Raw genomic sequence first — 21,451 nt, 5'->3', positions numbered from 1 at the left:
GGGTACCTGTTGCCCTCATGCGGATCAGCGTGGTGGACGTGGGATCGAACACGGTCCGGCTCATGGTGGCGGACGCCGAGGGCGGGGTACCGCTGCCGGTGCACACCGCGAAGTGGCGACTGCGACTGTCGGAGCAGGTCAGGCCGGGCGGGCCGGTGCCCGAGGAGGCCGTGGAGCGGCTCGTCGAGGCGGTCGCCGGCGCGAGCAGGACCGCCGACCGGTGGGGGGCGTCGGGGCCGCTGGCCTTCGCGACCGCCGTGGTGCGCGCCGCGCCGAACCGGCGTGAGGTGCTGCGCGCGGTCCACGCCCGCACCGGTGTGCCGCTGTGCACCCTGCCGGGTGAGGTGGAGGCGGAGCTGACGTTCCTCGGGGCCCGGCGCTGGATGGGCTGGCGGTCGGGACCGCTCGCGCTGCTGGACATAGGCGGCGGCTCGCTGGAGGTCGCGTTCGGGCGTGGCCGGCTGCCCGGATTCGTGGCTTCGCTGCCGCTCGGGGCGGCGCGGCTGACCCACGAGTTCCTGGCGGGCGGCCGGGACCCGGCGTCGTCGGACCAGGTCAAGGCGTTGCGTCGCAAGGTCCGGCACCAGCTGCGGGACGTGGCGGCACGGATCCGCTGGGAGGGGCCGCGGACCGCCGTGGCCACCTCGCGGACCTTCCAGCAGCTGGGGCGGCTGTGCGGAGCCCCGCCCGGCCGGCACGGGCCCTTCACGGAGCGGCGGATGCTCTGCTCGGACCTGAGGGACGCGGTCGCCCGTCTTTCCGGCCTGTCCGCCGCCGAACGGGCCCGGCTGCCCGGCATCTCGGCGCCGCGCTCGGCGCAGAGCCTGGCCGGCGCCGTCGTGGGGCACACGGCGATGAAGCTGACCGGTCTCGAGTCGGTGACGCTGTGCCCCTGGGCGATCCGGGAGGGCGTCCTGCTGCGCCACATCGAGGACGGCCCGTCCTGGTGGGCCGAGGTGGTCCGCCGCAGCGACGAGGCCGCAGCCCCGGCACCGGTCCCGCTGCGCCTGGCGTCCGCGTCCAACTGAACGACCGGAAGTACGCACGAGGAGAGGAGAATTCCGTGTCCCGGAACGGCGAGCACGACCACAAGCAGCCCGAGACCGCCGTCGAGGAGGTGCTGCGGGAGATCGAGAGGTCCAGGCCCCGCGACGCGGAGTCCGACGAGGGCGAGCACCGGGGGGAGGCGGGAGACGCCACCTCTCCCAACACCGGCGCCCAGAAGGACTCCGAGGGCGAGTGACGTGCGGCTCCGTGCGTCCGGGGGTGCCACGGCGCCGTCCGGGTACTCGCGGCGCATGGAGTACGACCGCGAAGGACCACGACTGCCGACGCCCCGGGGACCGGTTTCCGAGGCCGTGGGCGCCCGGCTGCGCGGGGCGGGCCCGCTGCCGTCCTCCGGAGCCGTCGCCGCCGCGCCGGTCTACGGCGACGACCTGCAGCTCGCCCTGTACCAGTGCTACGAGCTGCACTACCGGGGATTCGCCGGCGTCTGCCCCGACCTCGAGTGGGACCCCGACCTGCTGGGCGTCCGGGGCGCGATGGAGCGGCGCTTCCTGGCCGCCCTGCGGGCCGGCACCCCCGTCCACGCGAGCGTGGCGGACGCGGTCGGGGCGCTGCTGGTCGAACCCGTCCACGGCGAGGGGGTCAGCCACTTCCTGCGGGACGAGGGCGAGTTGTGGCAGCTGCGCGAGTACGCCGCCCAGCGTTCCCTCTACCACCTCAAGGAGGCCGACCCGCACGCCTGGGTGCTGCCGCGGCTGTGGGGCCGTTCGAAGGCCGCGATGGCGGCGGTGGAGTTCGACGAGTACGGCGGCGGCCGCGCCGACCGGGTGCACGCCCGCCTGTTCGCCGATCTGATGACGGACCTGGGCCTGGACACGACGTACGGGGCCCATCTCGACGCGGCCTCGGCGGAGTGTCTGGCCACGGTGAACATGATGTCCCTGTTCGGTCTGCACCGGGCCCTGCGCGGCGCGCTGGTGGGGCATTTCGCGGCGGTGGAGATCACCTCGTCGCCCGGTTCCCGGCGGCTCGCGGAGGCGATGCGCCGCACCGGTGCCGGACCGGCCGCCGAGCACTTCTACGACGAGCACGTCGAGGCAGACGCGGTGCACGAGCAGATCGTGCGGCACGAGGTGATCGACGGCCTGCTGGAGCAGGAGCCCGGGCTCGCGGCGGACGTGGTCTTCGGCATCGACGCGACCGGGTACCTCGAGGAGCTTTTCGGCGCCCGGCTGCTCGCCGACTGGCGGGCGGGGCGGTCGTCGCTGCGCACCGCGCTGCGGGCGGCGCCGCCCGTTCGTGCGGGAAGTCCTCATACTCCGTGACGACCGGGGTACCTGGGGTCCGTGAATTTCATGGTGCTGCCGGGCGTCTACGCCCCTCAGGAGGACACCGCGCTGCTGGCCGGGGCGCTGTCCGACGAGTCGCTCCCGCCGGGCGCGGCCGTGCTCGACGTGGGCACCGGCACGGGTGCCCTCGCCCTGGCGGCGGCGCTGCGGGGCGGCCGGGTGACCGCGGTGGACGTGTCGTGGCGCGCGGTGTGCGCCGCACGGCTCAACGCCGCCAGGGCCGGGCTGCGGATCCGTGTCCGGCACGGCCACCTCTTCACGCCCGTGAGCGGTGAGACCTTCGACCTGGTGCTGGCCAACCCGCCGTATGTGCCGGCGCCCGCCGCCGGCCGCCGGCCGAGGGGTGCCGCCCGGGCCTGGGACGCGGGTCACGACGGCCGCATGGTCCTGGACCGGATCTGCCTGGACGTGCCCGGGCTGCTGCGCCCGGGTGGTGTGCTGCTGCTCGTGCAGTCGGCGCTCAGCGACCCGGCGAGGACCGAGGCGCTGCTGCGCGAGGCGGGCCTGAAGGCCGCGGTTACCCGGCGGCGGCGGATCGCGTTCGGTCCGGTGGTGCGCGGCCGGGAACGCTGGCTGCGGCAGCGCGGGCTGCTGTCGCTGGCCGAGTACGAGGAGGAGCTGGTGGTCGTCCGTGCCGAACTTCCCGTCTGACGCTGCGCGCCCGCCCGGGGCGCCGCGCCGGATCAAGGTCCAGCGCCGGGGGCCGCTGCTGGTGGAAGGGCCGGTGGAGGTGGAACTGGAGGACGGGACGACGGTGTCCTCCGACCGCTTCCGGGTCGCGCTGTGCACCTGCCGGCGCAGCCGGCGCTACCCCTGGTGCGACACCAGCCACCGCGCCCGGTCGTCCGGGACGGGTGACGGGCCGGCCACCGGGCAGTGACCGGCCAGGGGTCCGGGAGGACGGCGGACGGCCCCACTCCGTCCGCCGTCCCCGGTGCGGGCCCGCGGGACCGGTACGGCGGCCGCTCGCACTCCCCAGTGGCGAGCGGCCGGTCACGCCGCACGGTCCCGGCGGTCCCGGTCCCTCAGAACGTGAAGACGCTCGCGCTGCCCGCGTTCTTCACGCACTCGTTGGCGAAGGTGCGTTCGTAGGAGAGGCGCCGGCCCTGCCAGACCCCGTCGACGGTGACGACCACGGGCGCGTACTCCCGGGTGCACATCACCGGATCCTCGGCGGCCAGGGCGCTCGGGTCCCCTTGCGCGGCGCGCAGTTCGGCGCAGGCCGCGCCGGCCGCCGGGTGGGTGCCGGAGGCGGTCGGGGCGCACGTCAGGGTGACCGCGCGCAGGGGTGCGGCGGTGGCAGCGCTCTCTCCGTGCCCCACGGTCAGCACCAGGGCCGAGGGGGCGTAGAGCGACGCGGGGGCGGTGGCCGGGGAGGCGAGGGAGGCCCCGGCGAGGGGCCCGCAGACGGCGGTGGCCGTCAGGCCCAGAGTCGCTGCCCAGCGCGCGGTGTTCCGCATTGTGTGCATCCTTCCGCTCGTTTCGAGGGTGGTGCCGGCCCGGCTCGGTCGGTGCCGGAACGGCGAGCGCGAGTCTGCCGAGTCCGGCACCGAAACTCATCTCGACCCCATGGGTTTCGGTAACCTTGGGTATTCAATCAGTGGCGTGAAGTTACGGAGTTAGAACGTTCCAAGTCCGGAACTGGGTGTTTCTTGATCGAATATTGAGAACAGAACTGGCCGGATGGCGCGATCCGTGCGTTCGTCAATAGGCCTGAAACACCCCTGAAACAGGCCCGCCGACCCTGACGGCCGTCCCCGGCATACCCACGGGTATGGTGCCGGCAGCGCGAGCTCGACGACGAGAGGCGGACGTGGAATGCCGAAGCACTGGGCGGACTTCCAGTACGAGATCTACCTGAACGGCATGACGGGCGCGGTTCCGCGGCTGCCCACCGATCTGACCCGGCTGGAGGAGCTCACCGAGCGGCGCCTGGGCCCCGGCCCCTTCGGATACGTCGCGGGCAGCGCGGGGGACGGCAGCACCGCCCGCGCCAACCGGGCGGCGCTGGACAGGCGCCGGATCGTCCCGCGCATGCTGCGGGACGTGCACGAGCGCGACCTGCGCGTCGAGGTGCTGGGCCGGGACCTGCCCGCCCCGCTGGCCCTGGCACCGGTCGGCGTGCTGTCGATCATGCATCCGGACGCGGAGCCCGCCGCCGCACGGGCCGCCGCCGCCCAGGGGGTGCCGTACATCCTCTCCTCCGCCTCCAGCACGCCCATGGAGGAGGTCGCCGAGGCGATGGGCGACGCCGAGCGCTGGTTCCAGCTGTACTGGCCGAGGGACCGCGAGGTGGCGCGCAGCTTCCTGGACCGTGCGCGGGCGGCCGGCTACACGGCGCTGTTCGTCACGCTGGACACGCCGCTGCTGTCCTGGCGCCCGCGCGACCTCGACCAGGCGTACCTGCCGTTCCTGCACGGGGTGGGCACCGCCAACTACTTCTCGGACCCCGCGTTCCGGGCGGGTCTGGCCAAGCCGGTGCACGAGGACCCGAACGCGGCGGTGACGCATTTCGTCGGCATGTTCTCCGATCCCGCCAAGTCCTGGCCCGACCTGGCCTTCCTGCGGGAGAACTGGGACGGTCCGATCGTCCTCAAGGGTGTCCTGCACCCCGACGACGCCCGGCTCGCCGCCGACGCCGGGATGGACGGTGTGGTCGTCTCCAACCACGGCGGGCGCCAGGTGGCCGGTTCCGTCGCGGCGGCCGACGCCCTGCCGCGCGTGGCGGAGGCGGTCGGAGACCGGCTGACCGTGCTCTTCGACAGCGGTGTCCGCACCGGAGACGACGTCTTCAAGGCACTGGCGCTCGGTGCGCGTGCGGTGCTCCTGGGCCGTCCCTATGTCTACGGGCTCGGCCTGGACGGCCGGGCCGGCGTCGAGCACGTGATCCGCTGCCTGCTCGCCGAACTCGACCTCACCCTGGCCCTGTCCGGCCACGCCTCACCGGCCACGCCGGGGCCCGCCGACCTCGTGGAGGACCCGGTGTGAGGGGACGGCGGTCCCGTCCCCCCGGAAGGTGCGGGTTCCCTCAGCCGCCGGACAGGTCCACGGCTCGCGCGCCCGGGGCGTCGGTGCGGGCGATCGACAGGGAGCCTTCCGCCGCCGGTACCGGCTCGGTGCGCCAGCGCTGGCCGTCGGAACCGTCGTGCACCTTGACGACGATGTCGGCGTCCGGGGCACGGGCGGTGGAGGCGAGCGCCAGCACCTTCTGCCCGCGCGGCACCAGCTCGCCCTGGTCGGTGAGGTCGTAGCGCACGTCGTCGCCCCGCCCGGTGCCCTCGTCGGCGCAGGTACCGAGAATGACGACTCCGGCGTCCGCGCGCGAGTCCAGACACAGCCCGGGATCGGCGACGCTGCGCAGCAGCCCGTCGTCCTCGTACGTCCACTGCTGGGTCCACGCCTCGGAGCACTTGGCCAGCCGGGCACCCGCTCCGGCCCTGGGCTCGCCCCGCACGTCGAGGCACAGGCCGGCGGCGACGTTGCGCAGCCGGGTGCGATCGGCGGACGTGGGCATCCCCGCCGCGCCGGGCGGTCGGGGGCGGCTCGTCGCGGACGTCTCGCCGTCGACGGCGCTGGTGGAGGCGGCCGGGTCGGCGCCGCCCCCGTCGTACGACCACACGCTCACCACCAGCACGATGGCCAGCACTCCGGCGGAGGCGGCGCCGAACTGCCTGAGCACCGAACGGCCCGGCCTCCGGCGCACGGGAACGGGGATCCGGGCCAGCAGCCCGGGGCGTGAACCGCGGTGCCGGGCGGCACCCTTGGCCAGTGCGCCCAGCGTCGCACGCGCCGGACGGGAGTCGAGATAGCGCCGGGCGCCCCAGCCGAGCACCGCTTCGGCGATCAGCGTGCCCAACTCCCGCTCGAAGTGGCCGAGTTGTTCGGCCGCATGGCGGCAGTGACGGCAGTCCGCCAGGTGCTTGCGGACGTCCGGCAGCAGGGCACCGCCCCGCCGGATCGGCACGTCGAGCAGCCGGCCCTGGAAGCGGCACTCCGGACTCGGCGCGAGCTGCCTGTGGGCGTGCAGACAACCCTCGCGGAATTTCTCACGCGCCTGTTCGAGAGTGGCCGACGCGGTGTCGGCATCCATACCGAGCAGACCGGCCGGGACGCTTATGGACTCCCCTTCGACCTCCGTGTGCCACAGCAAACACCGGGCCGGTCCGGGAAGAGAGGCGAATGCCCGGGCGGCCAGCGTGCGGTTTTCCGGAGTCAGGGACTTCGCCGCCCGCATACCGCGCCCGCCGGCGGGTTTGAGCAACTGCGGCAGCACCGCGGATATCGCCTCGTCCGCGGACCACTGGCGGACCGTGTCACGCACGGCCACCAGCAGGCGCGGGCGCAGGGCGGTGGCCGGCTCGCCCTGGGCGAGACGGGCCAGCACCCGGTGCCAGGCCGCGGCGGTGACCATGGCGGCGACCTCGGCCGACGTGGCGAGGCAGATGGTCGCGTAGTCGTGCGCGGGCTGCCAGTGGCGGGCCGTCAGCAGTGCGGCGATCCGGGTGGCCTCGCTCTCCGGGCCGTCCCGGAGCCGCGCGGCCAGCAACTCGTCGGACTCGCCGGGGGCCCCGCCGGAGGGCGGGTGGGCGGGCCGAGGGGGGTGGGGGGTGGGCACTGAGATGTTTCCTTCCCACGCGCAGGTGACTCAGAAGTTCGGAGCGCCGAAAAGGACCCACGGATTGGTGTGTACCTCTTGGGCATCGCACGGAAGGTGTGAATTCGCCATGGCGAAATCGGACCCGGCCCGTCAAAGCGCGTGCGAGACCCGGCCTCTACCCCCCGCACGGGTGCTTCACTCTCGCACAAACCACTCATGGTCAACAAGGCGAGCGGGCAACCTCGGCCGCCTTTGAAAGAAGGTCAGAATCCCGGCACGGCAAGAGGGCCGCACCGGCTTTCCGTACTCTCGCGAGCGGAAGCGGCGCGGCCCTCGGCAAGGGCGGTGACGGGTCGGCCGGTCAGCCCTGGTCCGCCACGAAGGAGGCCATGCGGGTCAGTGCGGCGTTCCAGTTGATGGTGTGCTCGTTGGTCGACCAGGACTGGATGTCGTCGATGAAGCAGAACTGGCCGACGCAGCCCTGGAGTCTGCTCTGCGCGTAGGGGTCCTGGATGCTGGAGTTGGGACCGCCGGACAGGGTGCCGTCGGGCGGCGCGGGCAGCGCCGGGTCCAGTTGGTGGGCGTACCAGCGGCTGTGCTGGTTGTGCGCGTTGACCTCGCCGTATCCGGTGACGTACGACATGTTCAGCGCGTTGCGGCCGAGGATGTAGTCCATGCTCTGGACGGCGCCGTCACGGTACTTGGAGCCGCCCGTGATGTCGTAGGCGGTGGCGACGACGACCGCGTTGTTCAGGATCTGGTGGCTGGAGCCCCAGTCGTACACGTTGCCGACGGGGGCGTAGGGCATGCCGTACGGGTGTGCCTTCAGGGTGGCCAGGTAGCCGTCGGCACCCCGGACGACGGACCGGCGGACCCGGTCCCGGCCGGGGAGCCGGCTGGGGACGGTCGCCAGGTCGAGGCGGGCGGGGACGGCGGTGCTCGCCCAGTCGAAGCTGATCGGCCCGAAGATGTCGGCGGTGTGCACCGGGGAGTCCAGCACGTACTCCTTGAAGTCCCGCTCCCCCGTCGTCAGGTACAGCTCGGCCGCGGCCCAGTAGAAGTCGTCGGCGACCTTGGCGTCGGGGTAGGCACCGCCGCCGATGCCATCGTTCTCGTCGGCGAGCAGGTCCGGGTGGGCGAGCGCCGCCTTCCAGGCGGTGCGGGCGGCGTCGAGCGCCTGCGCGGCGAACTCGCGGTCGTAGGGGCGGTACAGGCGGGCGGCCTGCGCGGCCGTGGCCGCCAGGTTGAGGGTGGCCGCGGTGGTCGGCGGGTGCAGCTCGCGCTTTTGCGGATCGTCGCTCGGCAGCAGCGGCAGCCCGGTCCACTGTTCGTCGTGGATCTTGTGGTGGGCCATCCCGGCCAGCGGCTGCCCGTCCGGCACCTGCATCTTCAGCAGGAACTCCAGCTCCCAGCGGGCCTCGTCGAGGATGTCCGGCACCTTGTTGCCGCTCTCGGGGATGTCGAGCGAGCCGTCACCGAGCTTCGCCGGCTCCCCGGTGCGGGCGTGCAGCGAGCGCTCGTAGGTGCTGAGCAGCTCCCAGGTGGAGATGCCGCCGTTGACGACGTACTTGCCGTGGTCGCCGGCGTCGTACCAGCCGCCGGAGACGTCGAGGGTGTAGTCGCACACGCCGGGTTGGCAGGGCACCTCGGTGTCGCCCTGGTTGGGCGCCGTGCCCACGTGTCCGGCGGGGCGTCCGTGGCCGGGGCGGAGTTCGTCGCTGATGGCGGTGCCGCTGCGCTGCGTGTAGTAGTACTTCGCCGAGTCCAGGCGCAGCCGCTCGTAGGCGGCCGTCCCGATGTCGAACGGGCGGCTGGTCTCGCCGTCGGCGACCAGCGTGTAGCCCTCGCCGCGCTTCTTGAAGCGGCCGAAGTCGATCGAGTGGACGTTCTGCCCGGAGGAGGCGTCGATGCCGCGCGGCTTGCTCCAGCCGTGGGCGACGACCCGTCCGGCGTCGTCCTTCAGCTGCCAGGGCGACCGGGAGGTGGCGTCGGTGACGAGCGTGGCGTTCTTGGGTCCCGAGGGCAGGTAGGCGACCTGGTTGACCCGCACCCTCGGCCCGGTGTCCGGCACGTACGGTTCGGGCGCCACGCCGCCCAGCAGGGACACGTCGTCCACGCAGAACCGCCAGGCGTCCGGCGTGCCGCCGAGCTGGAAGCCGACCTGGCCCTGGGCGGTGTCGACGGGCGAGGTGAAGGTGTACGAGTAGGTGTTGCCGGAGACGCTCAGCTGCGGGCTGACCTCGAAGTAGGTGTCGTACGGGGACACCGACAGGCCGACGATCGCCCGGACCACGTGGTCGGCGGGCGCACCGGTGGCGGTGAAGGAGAACTTGTACGACTCCCCCGCGACCAGCGTGACGTCGTTCTGGCCGAGGACGGCGTCCCAGCGGTTGGCGGTGCCGCCGGGGGCGTCGGCGCACAGCCGGCCGTCGGTCGCGGCGGCTGTGACGTTGGCGCTGGTCCACCAGGAGTCGCTGCCGTTGTCGAAGGTGCCGTTCCTGACCTGCTCGGTCTCCTCGGCGCCGGCCGGGGCGGCGGGCAGCGCGGTGACGGCCGCCGCCAGCAGGGCCGTCAGGGAGACGAGCGCGGTTCTGCGTCTTTTCACGTCCGGGCTCCTCGGGGGAGGTGGCGCCCACCATGAAAATGGGAGCGCTCCCAAATGCGGTCGCAGGCCATGCTTGTGGCAGACATGACATGCCGTCAACGGTCCGGACGGGACCGGTTTCGGACCGGTCCCGTCCGCGGCGACGTGCCGGCGGCTCAGGCGGCGGGCGCCTCCAGGCGGCTGACGCGGATCGCTCCCCGCGCCTCGCCGGGGTGCCGGCTGGTCAGCGTGAGGCGGATCCGGGAGCCGCGCAGCGGCGCGAAGGTGACGACCGTGGGCGTGTCGGAGGCGGTGGCCCAGTCGGTCCGTGTCCGCTCCGCCGTACGCCATGCACGGCCGTCCCAGACGGCGACCTCGACGGCCGCGGGCAGGCTGTGCCCGTCGTCCGTGGTGAAGGAGACCTCGACGCGGTCGTAGGAGCGCGTGCGTCCGTGGTCGACCGAGATCCAGTCCTCGGCGCGTGCCCCCTCGAAGGCGGGCAGCAGGGCGGTGGCCGCCTTGTGGAAGCCGTTGGACCAGCCGGTGGCCGGGTCGCCGTCGAGCACGGCGGCGGGCAGGGTGTCGGGCCGCCCGGAGTAGCCGGCGTCCGCGTGCGGGTGGTCCACGGGAGCGGGGTGCTCGGGGCGGAACTCCGGGGCGGGTGTGGTCGCCCGGTCCTGGGCGCGCCGGGCGCGGACCGTCGCCGTGCCGGTGCGCAGCCCGTCCGCGCGGGCCGTGACCCGTACCGTGCCCGGCCGGGTGCCGGACCGGACGATCACGAGCGCCTTGCCGTGGAAGGCGGTGCGGGTGCTCGCCTGGTAGCGCTCGGCGCTCTCCTGACGGCCGTTGTCGACTCCGGCCAGTGAGCCGCCCGTGACCTCGAAGGAGATCAGGTGCTCGGCGCCGGGCACCACCACACCGTGCCGGTCGACCACCTCGGCGGTCACGAAGACGAGGGCGCGGCCGTCGGCGTCGACGGTCCTCCGGTCCGGGGCGAGGCGCAGGGCGTGCGGGGTCCCGGCGGTGCGCAGGACGTCGGTGGCGACCGTCCTGCCGTCGCGCCGGGCGACGGCCTTCAGCTCGCCCGCCGCGAAGGGCACCCTCCAGGTCAGGTGCAGCTTGCCCGCGCTGCCGTTCGGGCTGGTGTAACTGCCGGGGTGGGGGCCGTCGGTGAAGGTCTTGTCGTCGCCGGTGGCCTCGGTGGTCTCCAGGTAGGCCCGCCCGTCGACGGTCTTCTTCCGGTCGAAGCGGCGGGTACCGAGGGACTTCCCGTTCAGGTACAGCTCGACGGTGTCGGCGTTGGTGTAGGCCCAGACCTCGACCGTGTCGCCCTCGCGGTGGTTCCACGTCGCCGGCAGCAGGTGGACCATGGGCTCGTCCGTCCACTGGCTGCGGAACAGGTGGTACATGTCCTTCGGGAAGCCGGCCGTGTCGACCGCGCCGAAGAAGGAGGCCTTGACCGGGAAGACGTCGTACGGCGTGGGCTCTCCGATGTAGTCGATGCCGGACCACAGGAACTGCCCGGCGAACCACTTGCGGTCCCGGTCCTTCTTGTGGCCGTACTCGCCGCTCATGGTCCAGGAGGCGAGGTTGTTGTCGTAGGACGAGGTGGCCCGCCCTCCCGGGGTGTGGTTCTCGCCGGTGTTCAGGTGTTCCGGCTCCTGGTAGGTGCCGCGCGTGGAGGTCTCGGAGGAAGACTCGGACTCGAAGAGGAACAGGTGCGGGTAGGCCGCGTGCAGGGCGTCCACCGACTTGGCGGTGTTGTAGTTGAGGCCGAGTCCGTCCAGCTTGGCCAGCATGAGATCGGCGGCGGAGCCCCTGGCGGGCAGTTGCCGGTACTTGTCGGAGCCGATGACCAGCGGGCGGGTGCCGTCGGCCGCGCGGATGGCGTCGATGATCCGGTCGGCCATGGCGAGTCCGGCGGTGGACGTGGAGTCGGGGACCTCGTTGCCGATGGACCACATGACGACGGCGGGCGAGTTGCGGGCCGCGAGCACCATCTCGGTGGCGTCCCGCTCGCACCACTCGTCGAAGAACCGGCCGTAGTCGTAGCGGTTCTTGCCGGTGCGCCAGCAGTCGAAGGCCTCCACCAGCATGATGATGCCCATCTCCTCGCAGACCTCGGTCATCTCGGGCGAGGGCGGGTTGTGCGAGGTGCGGAAGGCGTTGACGCCCATCGACTTCATGACGGCCATCTGGCGGCGGATCGCGTCGATGCTGACGGCGGCGCCGAGCGCCCCGAGGTCGTGGTGCAGGTCGACGCCCTTGATCTTGGCGTACCTGCCGTTGAGGTGGAAGCCCTCGTCGGGGTCGACGTGGAAGGTGCGGATGCCGAAGGGGGTGCGGTACGTGTCGACGGTCCGGCCGCCGACGCGCAGTTCGGTGCGCAGGGTGTAGCGGTGCGGGTCGGCGAAGTCCCACCGCCGCGGGTGCGCGACGGTGAGTTCCTGGGTCTCGCCCGCCGCTTCGGCGACGTCCACCGTGGAGGCGGTGCGGGCCACGGTGCGGCCGTCGGCGTCCTCGACCGCCGACCGGATCTCGACCTGGCGCGCGCTGCCGGAGGCGTTCAGCACCGACGTCTCCACGCGGACGACGGCGCTGTCCTCGCTCACCCGGGGCGTGGTGACGTACGTGCCCCAGCGCCGTACGTGCACCGGTTCGGTGACGACGAGGCGGGCCTCGCGGTAGATGCCGCTGCCGGAGTACCAGCGGCTGCTGGGCAGCCGGTTGCGCACCTGGACGGCGAGGACGTTCTCGGTGCGGCCGTCGGTGTGCACCAGGTCGGTGAGGTCGAGGGCGAAGCCGGTGTAGCCGTAGGGGTGGTGGCCGGCCTCCCGGCCGTTGCAGTGGACGCGGGCGTCCATGTAGACACCGTCGAACTCGACCGATATCCGCTTCCCCGCGAACTCGCGCGGCAGCGTGAAGGCGAGGCGGTACCAGCCGAGGCCGCCCGGCAGGAACCCGGTGCCGCTGGTGGTGCCGTGCTCGGTGGTGGGCGTCTGCTCGATGCTCCAGTCGTGCGGGACGGCGACCTCGCGCCACGCCGAGTCGTCGTGGGCGGGATCGGCGGCGTCCGTGGCGTCCTCGGCCGCTCCGTCGGGGTCCACCAGCCAGAAGCGCCAGCCGTCGCGCAGGGCCACGGTGCTGCGGCCCGCGGAGCCGCCGGTGGCCTCCGCGGCCCGGGCCGAGGGAGCGGCGAGGGCCGCCCCGGCCGCGGGCGCGGCGGCGGAGGCGATCAGAACCGATCTACGCGTGACCGACATGGCGGGTCTCCCTCAGCAGAACTCGTCGGGGCTCATCGGAAATCAGAAGCACTCACAAGCGATCGCGAACAAACAGATTCTGACGTCGCGCCATACGCGCCCGTCAAGGGCACGGAAAGCACTTTCTACCCGGCGCCGCCCGGACCGTCCGGTGACGTGCGCGGTGGGCGGGCTCCGTGGGCCCGGTGGGTTCGGGTCCGCGCTGGGCCCGGACCCACTAGGCTGGGAACAAGGTGACGCGCTGATCACTGTGAGTGTGCGCAATGGAGTGGCGACGATGAGTCCGGTCAACCCGTTCGACGATGCCGCCACGGCCCGCGCCGTCGTCGACGGCGCCGGCACCTTGCGGGAGTGGAACGAGGGAGCCCGTCTGCTGCTCGGGCACCCGGCCGACGAAGTGGTGGGGCGCCCCGCCGCGGACCTGCTCGCGGACGGCCGCGACGGACCACCTCCCGGACGCGACGACGAGCAGTGGAGCGGCACCCTGGCCCTGCGCCACCGCGACGGGCACACCGTGTCGGTGTGGGTGCTCGCCCACCGCAGGCCGGGCGCCGACGACGCCCCGGCCACGTGGCTGGCCGTCACCCCGCTGGAGTCCGGCCCCGAGCCGGAGGACGACCCGCTGGTCAGAGCGGCCCTCACCCAGTCGCCCTGCGCCATGATGATCTTCGACGACCGGCTTCGGCTGCGCAGGGTCAACGACGCCATGGCGCGGCTGCTGGGGCTCCCGCCCGAGCACGTGCGCGGTCTGCGGGCCACCGACATCAGCGGCCGGCCGCAGAACACGGAGCTGGAACGGCGGATGCGGCAGGTGCTGGCCTCCGGCCGCCGGCACGACATGGAAGCCCGCCTCAAGGCCGTCGGCAAGAACCGTGCCCACGCGTGGAACGCCCGTATCGCGCCGCTCACCGACGCCGACGGCCGGGTGTGCGGCGTGTGCGTGAGCGCCCACGACTTCACCGAGCAGCGCCGCGCCCGGGAGCGGCTGCAACTGGTCAACGAGGCCAGCGTGCGCATCGGCACCACCCTCGACGTCACCCGTACGGCGCAGGAGCTGGCGGATGTCTGCGTCCCGGCGCTCGCCGACTTCGTCAGCGTCGACCTGCTCGACCCGCACGAGCACGGCGGTGAGCCCGCCACCGTGGTCGAACCGCCGGTCGCCCTGCGCCGCACGGCGCACCGGTCGGTCACCGCGGACTGCCCGCAGGCGGTGGCCGCGACCGGAGAGCTGGACGTCTACCCGGCCGGCTCTCCCCAGGCCGAGTGCCTGCTCTCGGGCCAGGCGATCGTGGCCGCAGAGGCCTACGGCGACCTCGAACGCTGGCTGCGGTGGGACCCCGCCCGTCTGCGGCGGGTGAAGGAGTACGGCATCCACTCCACGATGTCGGTGCCGCTCCAGGCCCGCGGCACCACCCTCGGTGTCGCGGTCTTCACCCGGTTCCGGCGTCCCGACCCGTTCACGCACGACGACGTGCTGCTGGCCGAGGAGGTCAGTGCCCGTGCCGCCGTCTGCATCGACAACGCCCGCCGCTACTCGCGCGAGCGCGAGGCCACCCTGACGCTGCAGCGCAGCCTGCTGCCCCGGTGGCTGCCGCCCACGGCCGCGGTGCAGGCGGCCTCCCGCTATCTTCCCGCGGCCCGCTCGGGCGTCGGCGGCGACTGGTTCGACGTCATCCCGCTGTCCGGGATGCGTGTCGCCATGGTCGTCGGGGACGTCGTCGGCCACGGCATCCCGGCCTCGGCCACCATGGGCCGGCTGCGCACCGCCGTGCGCACCCTCGCCGACATCGACCTGACGCCCGAGGAACTGCTCACCCACCTCGACGACCTGGTGGTGCGGCTGTCCGAGGAGTCCGGCGACGACCGGGCGGGCGAGGTGGGCGCGACGTGTCTGTACGTGGTGTACGACCCGGTCTCACGGCACTGCGCCATGGCCCGGGCCGGGCACCCGGCGCCCGTGCTGATCCCGCCGGACGGCCCGCCCGAGCAGGTCGAACTGCCCTCGGGGCCGCCGCTGGGCGTGGGCGGGCTGCCGTTCGAGTCGGCCGAGCTGGAGCTGCGGGAGGGCAGCGTGCTGGCGCTGTACACCGACGGTCTGGTCGAGAGCCGGGACCGGGACACCGACGCCGGCCAGGCACTGCTGCGCGAGGCGCTGGCCACCCCCGCCGACTCCCTGGACACCGCCTGCGACCGGGTACTGCACACCCTCCTGCCCGCGGGCAGCGCCGCCGACGACGTGGCCCTGCTGCTGGCCCGGACCCGGGGACTGCCCGCCGGACAGGTCGCCACCTGGGACATCCCCGCCGACCCCGCACTGGTCGCCCCGGTACGCAAGCAGGTCCTGGACCGGCTCTCCGACTGGGGCCTGCTGGAGGCGACCTTCACCGCCGAGCTGGTCGTGAGCGAGCTGGTCACCAACGCCATCCGCTACGGCTCCCCGCCGATCCGGCTCCGGCTGATCCACGACACGGCCACGCTGATCTGCGAGGTCTCCGACACCAGTCACACCGCGCCGCATCTGCGCCGGGCCAGGACCTGGGACGAGGGCGGGCGCGGCCTGCTCCTCGTGGCCCAGCTCACCCAGCGCTGGGGCAGCCGGCACACGGCAGAGGGCAAGACGATCTGGGCGGAGCTGGGACTCCTCGACGACGAGACGTGAGCGGGGCGCGCCTCGTCCTGTGCCCCGCCTCGACGCGGAGCGCGCCCCCTCGTTTCCCGGACCGCGCGACGGGACACTCGGCGGTACGGAGCACACGGTGCCGGGCGCCGGGGCCGTGCGCGGGAATCCGACGGGAGTGGGGAGAGGCCATGGCTGACACGTCCCGGCCGGTACGCCGGGCGGCCCTGTTCGCGAGCGGGGTCGCGTTGCTCGGTCTGCTGAGCGCGTGCGGCAGCGAGAGCGCCACGTCCAGCGGTACCCCCGAGCCCGGCACGGCCACCCCCGGCAGCAGTGCCGAGCCGGGCGGCGGCTCCGCGACGCCCGACGACACCACCCCGACGGCCGGGGCCGCGCCCAGCGACACCGCGGGCTCGGGCTCCGCCTCGGCCCGCAGCGACGGCCGCTGCCACACCTCCGAACTGCGGGCCGCCGTCGGCCGCGTGGATCCGGGAGCCGGTCAGCGCAACTTCCCCGTCGTGCTGACCAACACCTCGGAGCGCACCTGCACGGTGTACGGCTATCCCGGCGCCGCCTTCGTGGACGCGGCCGGCAAGCATCTGGGTCCTGACCCCGGGCGTGCGCCTGGCTCCCCCGAGACGGTCACGCTGACGCCGGGCAGGAGCGCGTGGGCCGGGCTGTCGTTCTCCAGTCCGCAGATCAGCGGCGCCCGTACGGCCACTCCGGCGGCGCTGCTCGTCACCCCGCCGGACGAGCGGGAGCCCCTGAAGGTGAAGTGGACGGCCGGTGAGGTCCCGGTCGGCGGCAACGCGTCGTCGGTGTCCGTCACCGCCCTGGAGGCGGGCACCGGTCCCTGAGACGCCGGTGCCCGTGCGGTCCCGGACTCAGTGACCGGCGATCGGGTGCGGCGCGTAGGGCCGCTCCAGCTCCTCGGTCTCCTTCTCGGTGAGGGTCAGTTCGACCGCCGCCACGGCGTCCTCGAGGTGGCCCGGCCTGGAGGCGCCGACGATGGGCGCGGTCACCGTGTCCCGGTGCAGCAGCCACGCCAGGGCCACCTGGGCGCGCGGGACGCCGCGTTCGCCGGCGATGCGGGTGACCACCTCGACCACGGCGCGGTCCGCCTCCTGGTAGAGGGTGCTGCCGAAGTCGTCGGTGGCGCTGCGCTCGGTGGCGGTGTCCCAGTCGCGGGTGAGGCGGCCGCGGGCGAGCGGGCTCCAGGGCAGCACGCCGACGCCCTGGTCCGCGCAGAGGGGCAGCATCTCGCGCTCCTCCTCGCGGTAGACGAGGTTGTAGTGGTTCTGCATGGACACGAACTTCGTCCAGCCGTGCCGCTCGGCGGTGTACTGCATCTTGGAGAACTGCCAGGCGTACATCGAACTGGCCCCGATGTAGCGGACCTTGCCCGACTTCACCAGGTCGTGCAGGGCCTCCATGGTCTCCTCGACCGGAGTGTGCGGGTCGAAGCGGTGGATCTGGTAGAGGTCGACGTAGTCGGTGCCCAGGCGCCGCAGGCTGTGCTCGATCTCGGTTGTGATCGCCTTGCGGGAGAGCCCCGCGCCGTTCGGCCCGGGGCGCATCCGGCCGTTCACCTTGGTCGCGAGCACGATGTCGTCCCGGCGCGCGAAGTCGCCGAGCGCCTTGCCGACGATCTCCTCGCTGGTGCCGTCGGAGTAGACGTTGGCCGTGTCGAAGAAGGTGATCCCGGCGTCCAGTGCCTGCCGGATCAGCGGGCGCGAGGCCTCCTCGTCGAGGGTCCACCCGTGCGTGCCCCGGTCGGGGACGCCGTAGGTCATGCAGCCCAGGCAGATCCGCGACACGTCCAGGCCCGTCGAACCGAGCTTCACGTACTGCATCGTTGCCGCTCCCGTCTTCGCCGGTCGTCGTTACCAGGGCGAGCGTACGTCTTCGTGCGGGCTCGAACCCCGTCCGGGTCAGCGCGGTCCGAGCAGGTCCAGGGCGCTCTCCCAGCCGAACTCGGGGCGGCCGCCGTCCTCCCCCGCGTCCCCGGTGTACGGGTCGCCGAAGCGCACGCCCATGCCGCGCAGCCGGGCCAGGCTCTGCCCGTACGCCGGGTGGGAGGCCAGCGCGTCGGCCACGCAGGGCAGGACGGCGACGGGCACACCGAGGCCGCTCGCCTCGCACAGGGTGGCCACGGCAAGGGTGTCGGCCAGGCCCGCGGCCCACTTGTTGATCGTGTTGAAGGTGGCGGGCGCGACCACGACGGCGTCGGGCGCCGGGAAGGGCCGCGGATCGCCCGGCGTGCGCCAGGCCGAGCGGACCGGGCGGCCGGTGCGCGCCTCGACGGCGGCCGCGTCGAAGAAGCCGCCCATGGCGACCGGTGTCGCCAGGACCCCGACCTCCCAGCCGCGTTCCCGCGCCGCGTCGATCAGCCGGCCGACGTCCTCGGCCACGCCCGCGGCGCAGACGACGACGTAGAGGAAGGGCCTCGCGACACTGTCACTTTCCGCCTGTTCGCTCACCCCGGAACCCTACTCAACGGGCGTCGGACGCCGGCGTCGGGCCGGGGCGAGGTGCGGGACGGGAGGCGGGTGCCGGGCTCAGCCCACCCGCTCCGACACGGTGATCGCGCCCACGGGACACGCTCGGGCGGCCTCCCGTACCAGCGCGCTGCCGCCGCCGTCCTCCCTGCCGGGTCGCAGCGCGCTGTAGCCCTCGTCGTCCTGGGTGAAGACGTCGGGGGCGGTCAGGGCGCACTGGCCCGCGCCGATGCAGGTGTCCTTGTCGATGCCGATACGCATGTACGGACCCTCCTACCAGGTCACGGGGAGTTCCAGCATCCCCTGGATCGTGTCGCCGGGTTTGAAGGGGATCTCCCGCGCCGGAGCGGCCAGACGCAGCCCGGGCAGCCGCTCGAAGAGGGCGTGCAGGGCGATCTCCAGTTCGGCGCGGGCCAGGTTCTGCCCGAGGCACTGGTGGATGCCGAATCCGAAGGCGACGTGGTGGCGGGCGGGTCGGTGCCAGTCGAGGGCGTCCGGGTCGGGGTAGACGGACTCCTCCCGGTTGATGACGGAGGTCGCGAAGACGAGCGCTTCGCCGGCCCGGACGGTCTGCCCGTCCACCTCGATGTCCTCGATGGCCGTCCGCAGCAGCCCGTCCACGATCGACAGGACCCGCATCAGCTCCTCCACGGCGCCGGGCAGCAGGGCGGGATCCGCCCGCAGTTCGGCCAGCGACCGGGGGTTGGTCAGCAGGGTGTAGGTGCCCGTCGAGATCATGTTGGCGGTCGTCTCGTGACCCGCGACCAGCAGGATCACCGCGAGCGAGATCAGCTGCTCCCGGTCGATTCCGCCCTCGCTCAGTTGCCGCCGGACCAGGTCGTCCAGGAGGCCGTCGCCGGGTGACGCCCGCTTGCGGTCGACCAACTCCCCCAGGTACTCCTCCAGTCGGTCGCGGGCGTCCATGGCGTCGGCGGGCAGGGGGCCGCGCAGCAGCCGGCGGGACTGCTCCTCGAAGAAGTCGTGGTCGGCGTAGGGCACTCCGAGCAGTGCGCAGATCACCATCGAGGGCACGGGCAGCGCGAAGGCCGTCACCAGGTCGGTGGGCGGCCCCTGCGCGACCATGGCGTCGAGCCGTTCGTCGACGATCCGCCGGATGCGCGGGCGCAGGGCGGCGGCACGTTTCAAGGTGAACTCCGGGAGCACCATCCGGCGCTGCGTGCGGTGTTCGGGATCGTCGACGCCGAGCAGGGCGGTCCTGCGTCCGCGTACGGCGGCCAGGCGCGCCGAGGTGGCGGGGAAGCCGTCGCGGGTGCGGTCGCTCGACAGGCGCTGGTCGGCCAGCAGCCGGCGGGCGGTGGCGTGTCCCGTCACCAGCCAGGCCGGACGGCCGTCGAAGAGCGTGACCCGGGCCAGCGGCCGGGCCGCGCGCAGCGGGTCGTAGGCGGCGGGCGGCTGGTAGGGACAGGTCCGGTCCTGCGGGAAGGCCACGGGGTGCGCCGTGCCCGCGCCCGCCGTGTCCGGGTCCGTCGTGCCGGTGTCCGTCGTCGTGTCGGTTTCCGTCGTCGTGTCGGTTTCCGTCGTCGTGTCGGTGTCCGTCGTCGTGTCGGTTTCCGTCGTCGTGTCGGTGTCCGTCATGGAAGACCTCGCAGACGAAGTGAGCGGCGTGCCGATCTTCAATTAGATGCCTCGGGCATCTATGGGGCGACGACAAGTTCGGCCAGATCGGTGGCGGGCGCAGACTGGCCGGGGATCACCGGTGGGAGGCGGCAGGACCCCTTGTGCGCCGGTGGGGTCCGCGGCGCGAGTGGCGCGATCGGGGCCCCCGGCGGCCCCGTCGGCGCTCCGGAACTGGCCGAGCGGCACGGCGTGACGACCGGTGGCCGGAGCGGTTTCGTCCGGATGTCGCGGCGGTCACGGGGTACGAGCGGCAGGATGCGGTAAGGATGGTCACGCGCCGGTCGTCGGTCTCCACCGGTCCGGCCGGCCTCACGTCACGACGAACACGGACGGATGCACATGCCTCTTGACGGCGAGTACGAACCGAGCCCGACGCAGTGGGTGCGCGAACAGGTCGAGCTGTACGAGAGCTCGGGCGGCACCAAGGGCACGACCCTGAGGGACACCGGCCTGCCGGTGATCGTGCTGACCACCCGGGGCGCGCGGAGCGGCAAGGTGCGCAAGACGCCGCTGATGCGTGTGGAGCACGAGGGCCGCTACGCCGCGGTCGCCTCCCTTGGCGGGGCCCCCAAGCACCCGGTCTGGTACCACAACGTGACCGCCGATCCCCGGGTGGAGCTCCAGGACGGGCCGGTGAAGCGGGACATGACGGCCCGTGAGGTCACCGGCGCGGAGAAGGCCGAGTGGTGGGAGCGCGCGGTCGCGGCGTTCCCGTCGTACGCCGACTACCAGGAGAAGACGGACCGGGAGATCCCGGTCTTCGTCCTGGAGCCGGCCGAGGCGGGCTGAACCGGGCGCGCGGAAGTTTCCCGGACCGGTGCGCATGGACCGGCGGTTGCCGGGAACACGTCGTTCAGGCCCCGCCGCGTTCCCCCGTCGCGGCGGGGCTTTCCGCCGCCTCGCGCGCGGGCCGGTCCGTGACGTCGAGGAAGACCTGCCGGGCCTCGGGGACGGTGCGCGTGATCGACCTCTTGATGCGCACGGCGACCTCCTCCACCTGTTCGCTGTCCAGGCCCGGCACGAGATCGACGCGGGCGGCCACCAGGGCCGAGTCGAGGCCGGTCTTCATGGTGAACAGCGCCTCGACGCTGTCGATCTCCGGCTGGGCCCGCAGCAGCGCCCTGATCCGGCCGCTGGCCTCGGGGTCGGCGGCCTCGCCGATCAGCTGGTCGCGGGCCTCGCGGCCCAGCCGGTAGGCCACGTAGACGAGCAGGGCGCCGATCGCGAGCGAGGCACAGGCCTCCCACACCACCTGCCCGGTGACCATGTGCAGCGCCATGCCGGTCATGGCGAGGGTGACGCCGAGCACCGCGGTGCCGTCCTCGGCGACGACCGTGCGCAGCGCCGGATCCCGCATCCCGTCGGCGAGCCCGCCCTGGCCCCGCACCTGGTGCAGGGCCCGCAGCAGGGATCCGCCCTCCGCCAGCAGGGCGATGCCGAGCACGATCAGGCCGGCCACGTAGCCGCTGAGGCTCTCGTCGGCTCCGCTGCGCAGGGCCTCGGCGCCCTGGAAGAAGGAGAAGCAGCCGCCCATGACGAAGATGCCGACGGCCGCGAGGAGCGACCAGAAGAACCGTTCCTTTCCATAGCCGAAGGGGTGCTTCCGGTCGGCGGGGCGGCGGCTGCGGCGCAGCGCGGCGAGGAGGAAGATCTCGTTCAGGCTGTCCGCGACAGAGTGGGCCGCCTCCGACAGCAGCGCGGGCGATCCCGCGACGAACCCGCCGACCGCCTTGGCGACGGCGATCACCAGATTGGCCGCCAGCGCCACGAGTACGGTGACGCGCGTCCTGCGGTCGGCCTTCCGGCCCGGCTTCTCTTCCCCGTCCGTCCCACTCACGAAGCCCCGACTGCCCCGGCCGGCGCGACTCACACCCGCCTTGCGGGTGGCCACCAGTGCCGA

The 21,451-nt window shown here is 73.2% G+C and carries 18 protein-coding genes; 9 read left to right on the top strand and 9 right to left on the bottom strand.

The window, feature by feature from the left end:
* Positions 1-17: 17 nt before the first annotated feature.
* The 5 genes from ACIQFU_RS06425 to ACIQFU_RS06405 are packed head-to-tail and all read left to right on the top strand — an operon-like array spanning position 18 to position 3,234.
* A complete protein-coding gene (locus ACIQFU_RS06425; protein ID WP_402549432.1) occupies positions 18-1,028 on the top strand; it encodes a Ppx/GppA family phosphatase in 1,011 nt (336 codons plus the stop codon).
* Between the two features lie 35 nt (positions 1,029-1,063).
* Entirely contained in the window at positions 1,064-1,243 is a 180-nt protein-coding gene (locus ACIQFU_RS06420; protein ID WP_402549430.1) for a hypothetical protein, read from the top strand.
* Positions 1,244-1,298: 55 nt separating this feature from the next.
* Positions 1,299-2,330 carry an iron-containing redox enzyme family protein gene (locus tag ACIQFU_RS06415; protein ID WP_402549429.1) on the top strand — a complete coding sequence of 344 codons (1,032 nt, stop codon included), beginning with the start codon at positions 1,299-1,301 and terminating at the stop codon, positions 2,328-2,330.
* A gap of 30 nt (positions 2,331-2,360) precedes the next feature.
* A complete protein-coding gene (locus ACIQFU_RS06410; RefSeq protein WP_402550015.1) occupies positions 2,361-3,005 on the top strand; it encodes a HemK2/MTQ2 family protein methyltransferase in 645 nt (214 codons plus the stop codon).
* Positions 2,986-3,234 carry a CDGSH iron-sulfur domain-containing protein gene (locus ACIQFU_RS06405; protein ID WP_402549427.1) on the top strand — a complete coding sequence of 83 codons (249 nt, stop codon included), beginning with the start codon at positions 2,986-2,988 and terminating at the stop codon, positions 3,232-3,234. Before ACIQFU_RS06410 ends, ACIQFU_RS06405 begins: the two co-directional genes overlap by 20 nt.
* A gap of 145 nt (positions 3,235-3,379) precedes the next feature.
* Here ACIQFU_RS06405 and ACIQFU_RS06400 read toward each other — a convergent pair whose 3' ends face one another.
* Positions 3,380-3,814, bottom strand: a complete 435-nt coding sequence (locus tag ACIQFU_RS06400; protein ID WP_402549425.1) for a protease inhibitor — start codon at positions 3,812-3,814, stop codon at positions 3,380-3,382.
* Between the two features lie 358 nt (positions 3,815-4,172).
* Here ACIQFU_RS06400 and ACIQFU_RS06395 point away from each other — a divergent pair, with 358 nt between their 5' ends.
* Positions 4,173-5,342, top strand: a complete 1,170-nt coding sequence (locus ACIQFU_RS06395) for a lactate 2-monooxygenase (protein WP_402549424.1) — start codon at positions 4,173-4,175, stop codon at positions 5,340-5,342.
* A 40-nt stretch (positions 5,343-5,382) separates the two neighbouring features.
* Here ACIQFU_RS06395 and ACIQFU_RS06390 read toward each other — a convergent pair whose 3' ends face one another.
* The 3 genes from ACIQFU_RS06390 to ACIQFU_RS06380 form a co-directional block, all read right to left on the bottom strand.
* Positions 5,383-6,969, bottom strand: a complete 1,587-nt coding sequence (locus tag ACIQFU_RS06390) for a ricin-type beta-trefoil lectin domain protein (protein WP_402549422.1) — start codon at positions 6,967-6,969, stop codon at positions 5,383-5,385.
* 343 nt (positions 6,970-7,312) lie between these two features.
* Positions 7,313-9,556 carry a cellulase gene (locus tag ACIQFU_RS06385; protein WP_402549420.1) on the bottom strand — a complete coding sequence of 748 codons (2,244 nt, stop codon included), beginning with the start codon at positions 9,554-9,556 and terminating at the stop codon, positions 7,313-7,315.
* A 155-nt stretch (positions 9,557-9,711) separates the two neighbouring features.
* Positions 9,712-12,798, bottom strand: coding sequence for a glycoside hydrolase family 2 TIM barrel-domain containing protein (locus tag ACIQFU_RS06380; RefSeq protein ID WP_402549418.1), 3,087 nt, complete (start codon positions 12,796-12,798; stop codon positions 9,712-9,714).
* Positions 12,799-13,075: 277 nt separating this feature from the next.
* On the opposite strand from ACIQFU_RS06380, the gene ACIQFU_RS06375 reads away from it, so the two are divergent.
* Complete coding sequence (locus ACIQFU_RS06375; protein ID WP_402549416.1) at positions 13,076-15,457, top strand: SpoIIE family protein phosphatase; 2,382 nt, start codon at positions 13,076-13,078, stop codon at positions 15,455-15,457.
* Positions 15,458-15,606: 149 nt separating this feature from the next.
* Positions 15,607-16,272 carry a DUF4232 domain-containing protein gene (locus ACIQFU_RS06370; protein WP_402549415.1) on the top strand — a complete coding sequence of 222 codons (666 nt, stop codon included), beginning with the start codon at positions 15,607-15,609 and terminating at the stop codon, positions 16,270-16,272.
* Between the two features lie 27 nt (positions 16,273-16,299).
* Here ACIQFU_RS06370 and ACIQFU_RS06365 read toward each other — a convergent pair whose 3' ends face one another.
* The 4 genes from ACIQFU_RS06365 to ACIQFU_RS06350 form a co-directional block, all read right to left on the bottom strand.
* Positions 16,300-17,268 carry an aldo/keto reductase gene (locus ACIQFU_RS06365; RefSeq protein ID WP_402549413.1) on the bottom strand — a complete coding sequence of 323 codons (969 nt, stop codon included), beginning with the start codon at positions 17,266-17,268 and terminating at the stop codon, positions 16,300-16,302.
* Between the two features lie 78 nt (positions 17,269-17,346).
* Entirely contained in the window at positions 17,347-17,895 is a 549-nt protein-coding gene (locus ACIQFU_RS06360) for a flavoprotein (RefSeq protein WP_402549411.1), read from the bottom strand.
* 78 nt (positions 17,896-17,973) lie between these two features.
* Positions 17,974-18,174, bottom strand: a complete 201-nt coding sequence (locus tag ACIQFU_RS06355) for a ferredoxin (RefSeq protein WP_402549410.1) — start codon at positions 18,172-18,174, stop codon at positions 17,974-17,976.
* A gap of 12 nt (positions 18,175-18,186) precedes the next feature.
* Entirely contained in the window at positions 18,187-19,509 is a 1,323-nt protein-coding gene (locus ACIQFU_RS06350) for a cytochrome P450 (RefSeq protein ID WP_402549408.1), read from the bottom strand.
* Between the two features lie 381 nt (positions 19,510-19,890).
* Here ACIQFU_RS06350 and ACIQFU_RS06345 point away from each other — a divergent pair, with 381 nt between their 5' ends.
* Complete coding sequence (locus ACIQFU_RS06345; RefSeq protein WP_402549406.1) at positions 19,891-20,340, top strand: nitroreductase family deazaflavin-dependent oxidoreductase; 450 nt, start codon at positions 19,891-19,893, stop codon at positions 20,338-20,340.
* Between the two features lie 64 nt (positions 20,341-20,404).
* Here the strand turns inward: ACIQFU_RS06345 and ACIQFU_RS06340 are convergent, their stop codons facing one another.
* Complete coding sequence (locus ACIQFU_RS06340) at positions 20,405-21,421, bottom strand: cation diffusion facilitator family transporter (RefSeq protein WP_402550013.1); 1,017 nt, start codon at positions 21,419-21,421, stop codon at positions 20,405-20,407.
* Positions 21,422-21,451: the final 30 nt, after the last annotated feature.

Source organism: Streptomyces sp. NPDC093065 (assembly GCF_044754585.1).
In the GTDB taxonomy this organism is placed as follows: domain Bacteria; phylum Actinomycetota; class Actinomycetes; order Streptomycetales; family Streptomycetaceae; genus Streptomyces.
This window is presented reverse-complemented; position numbering and strand designations above follow the sequence as displayed.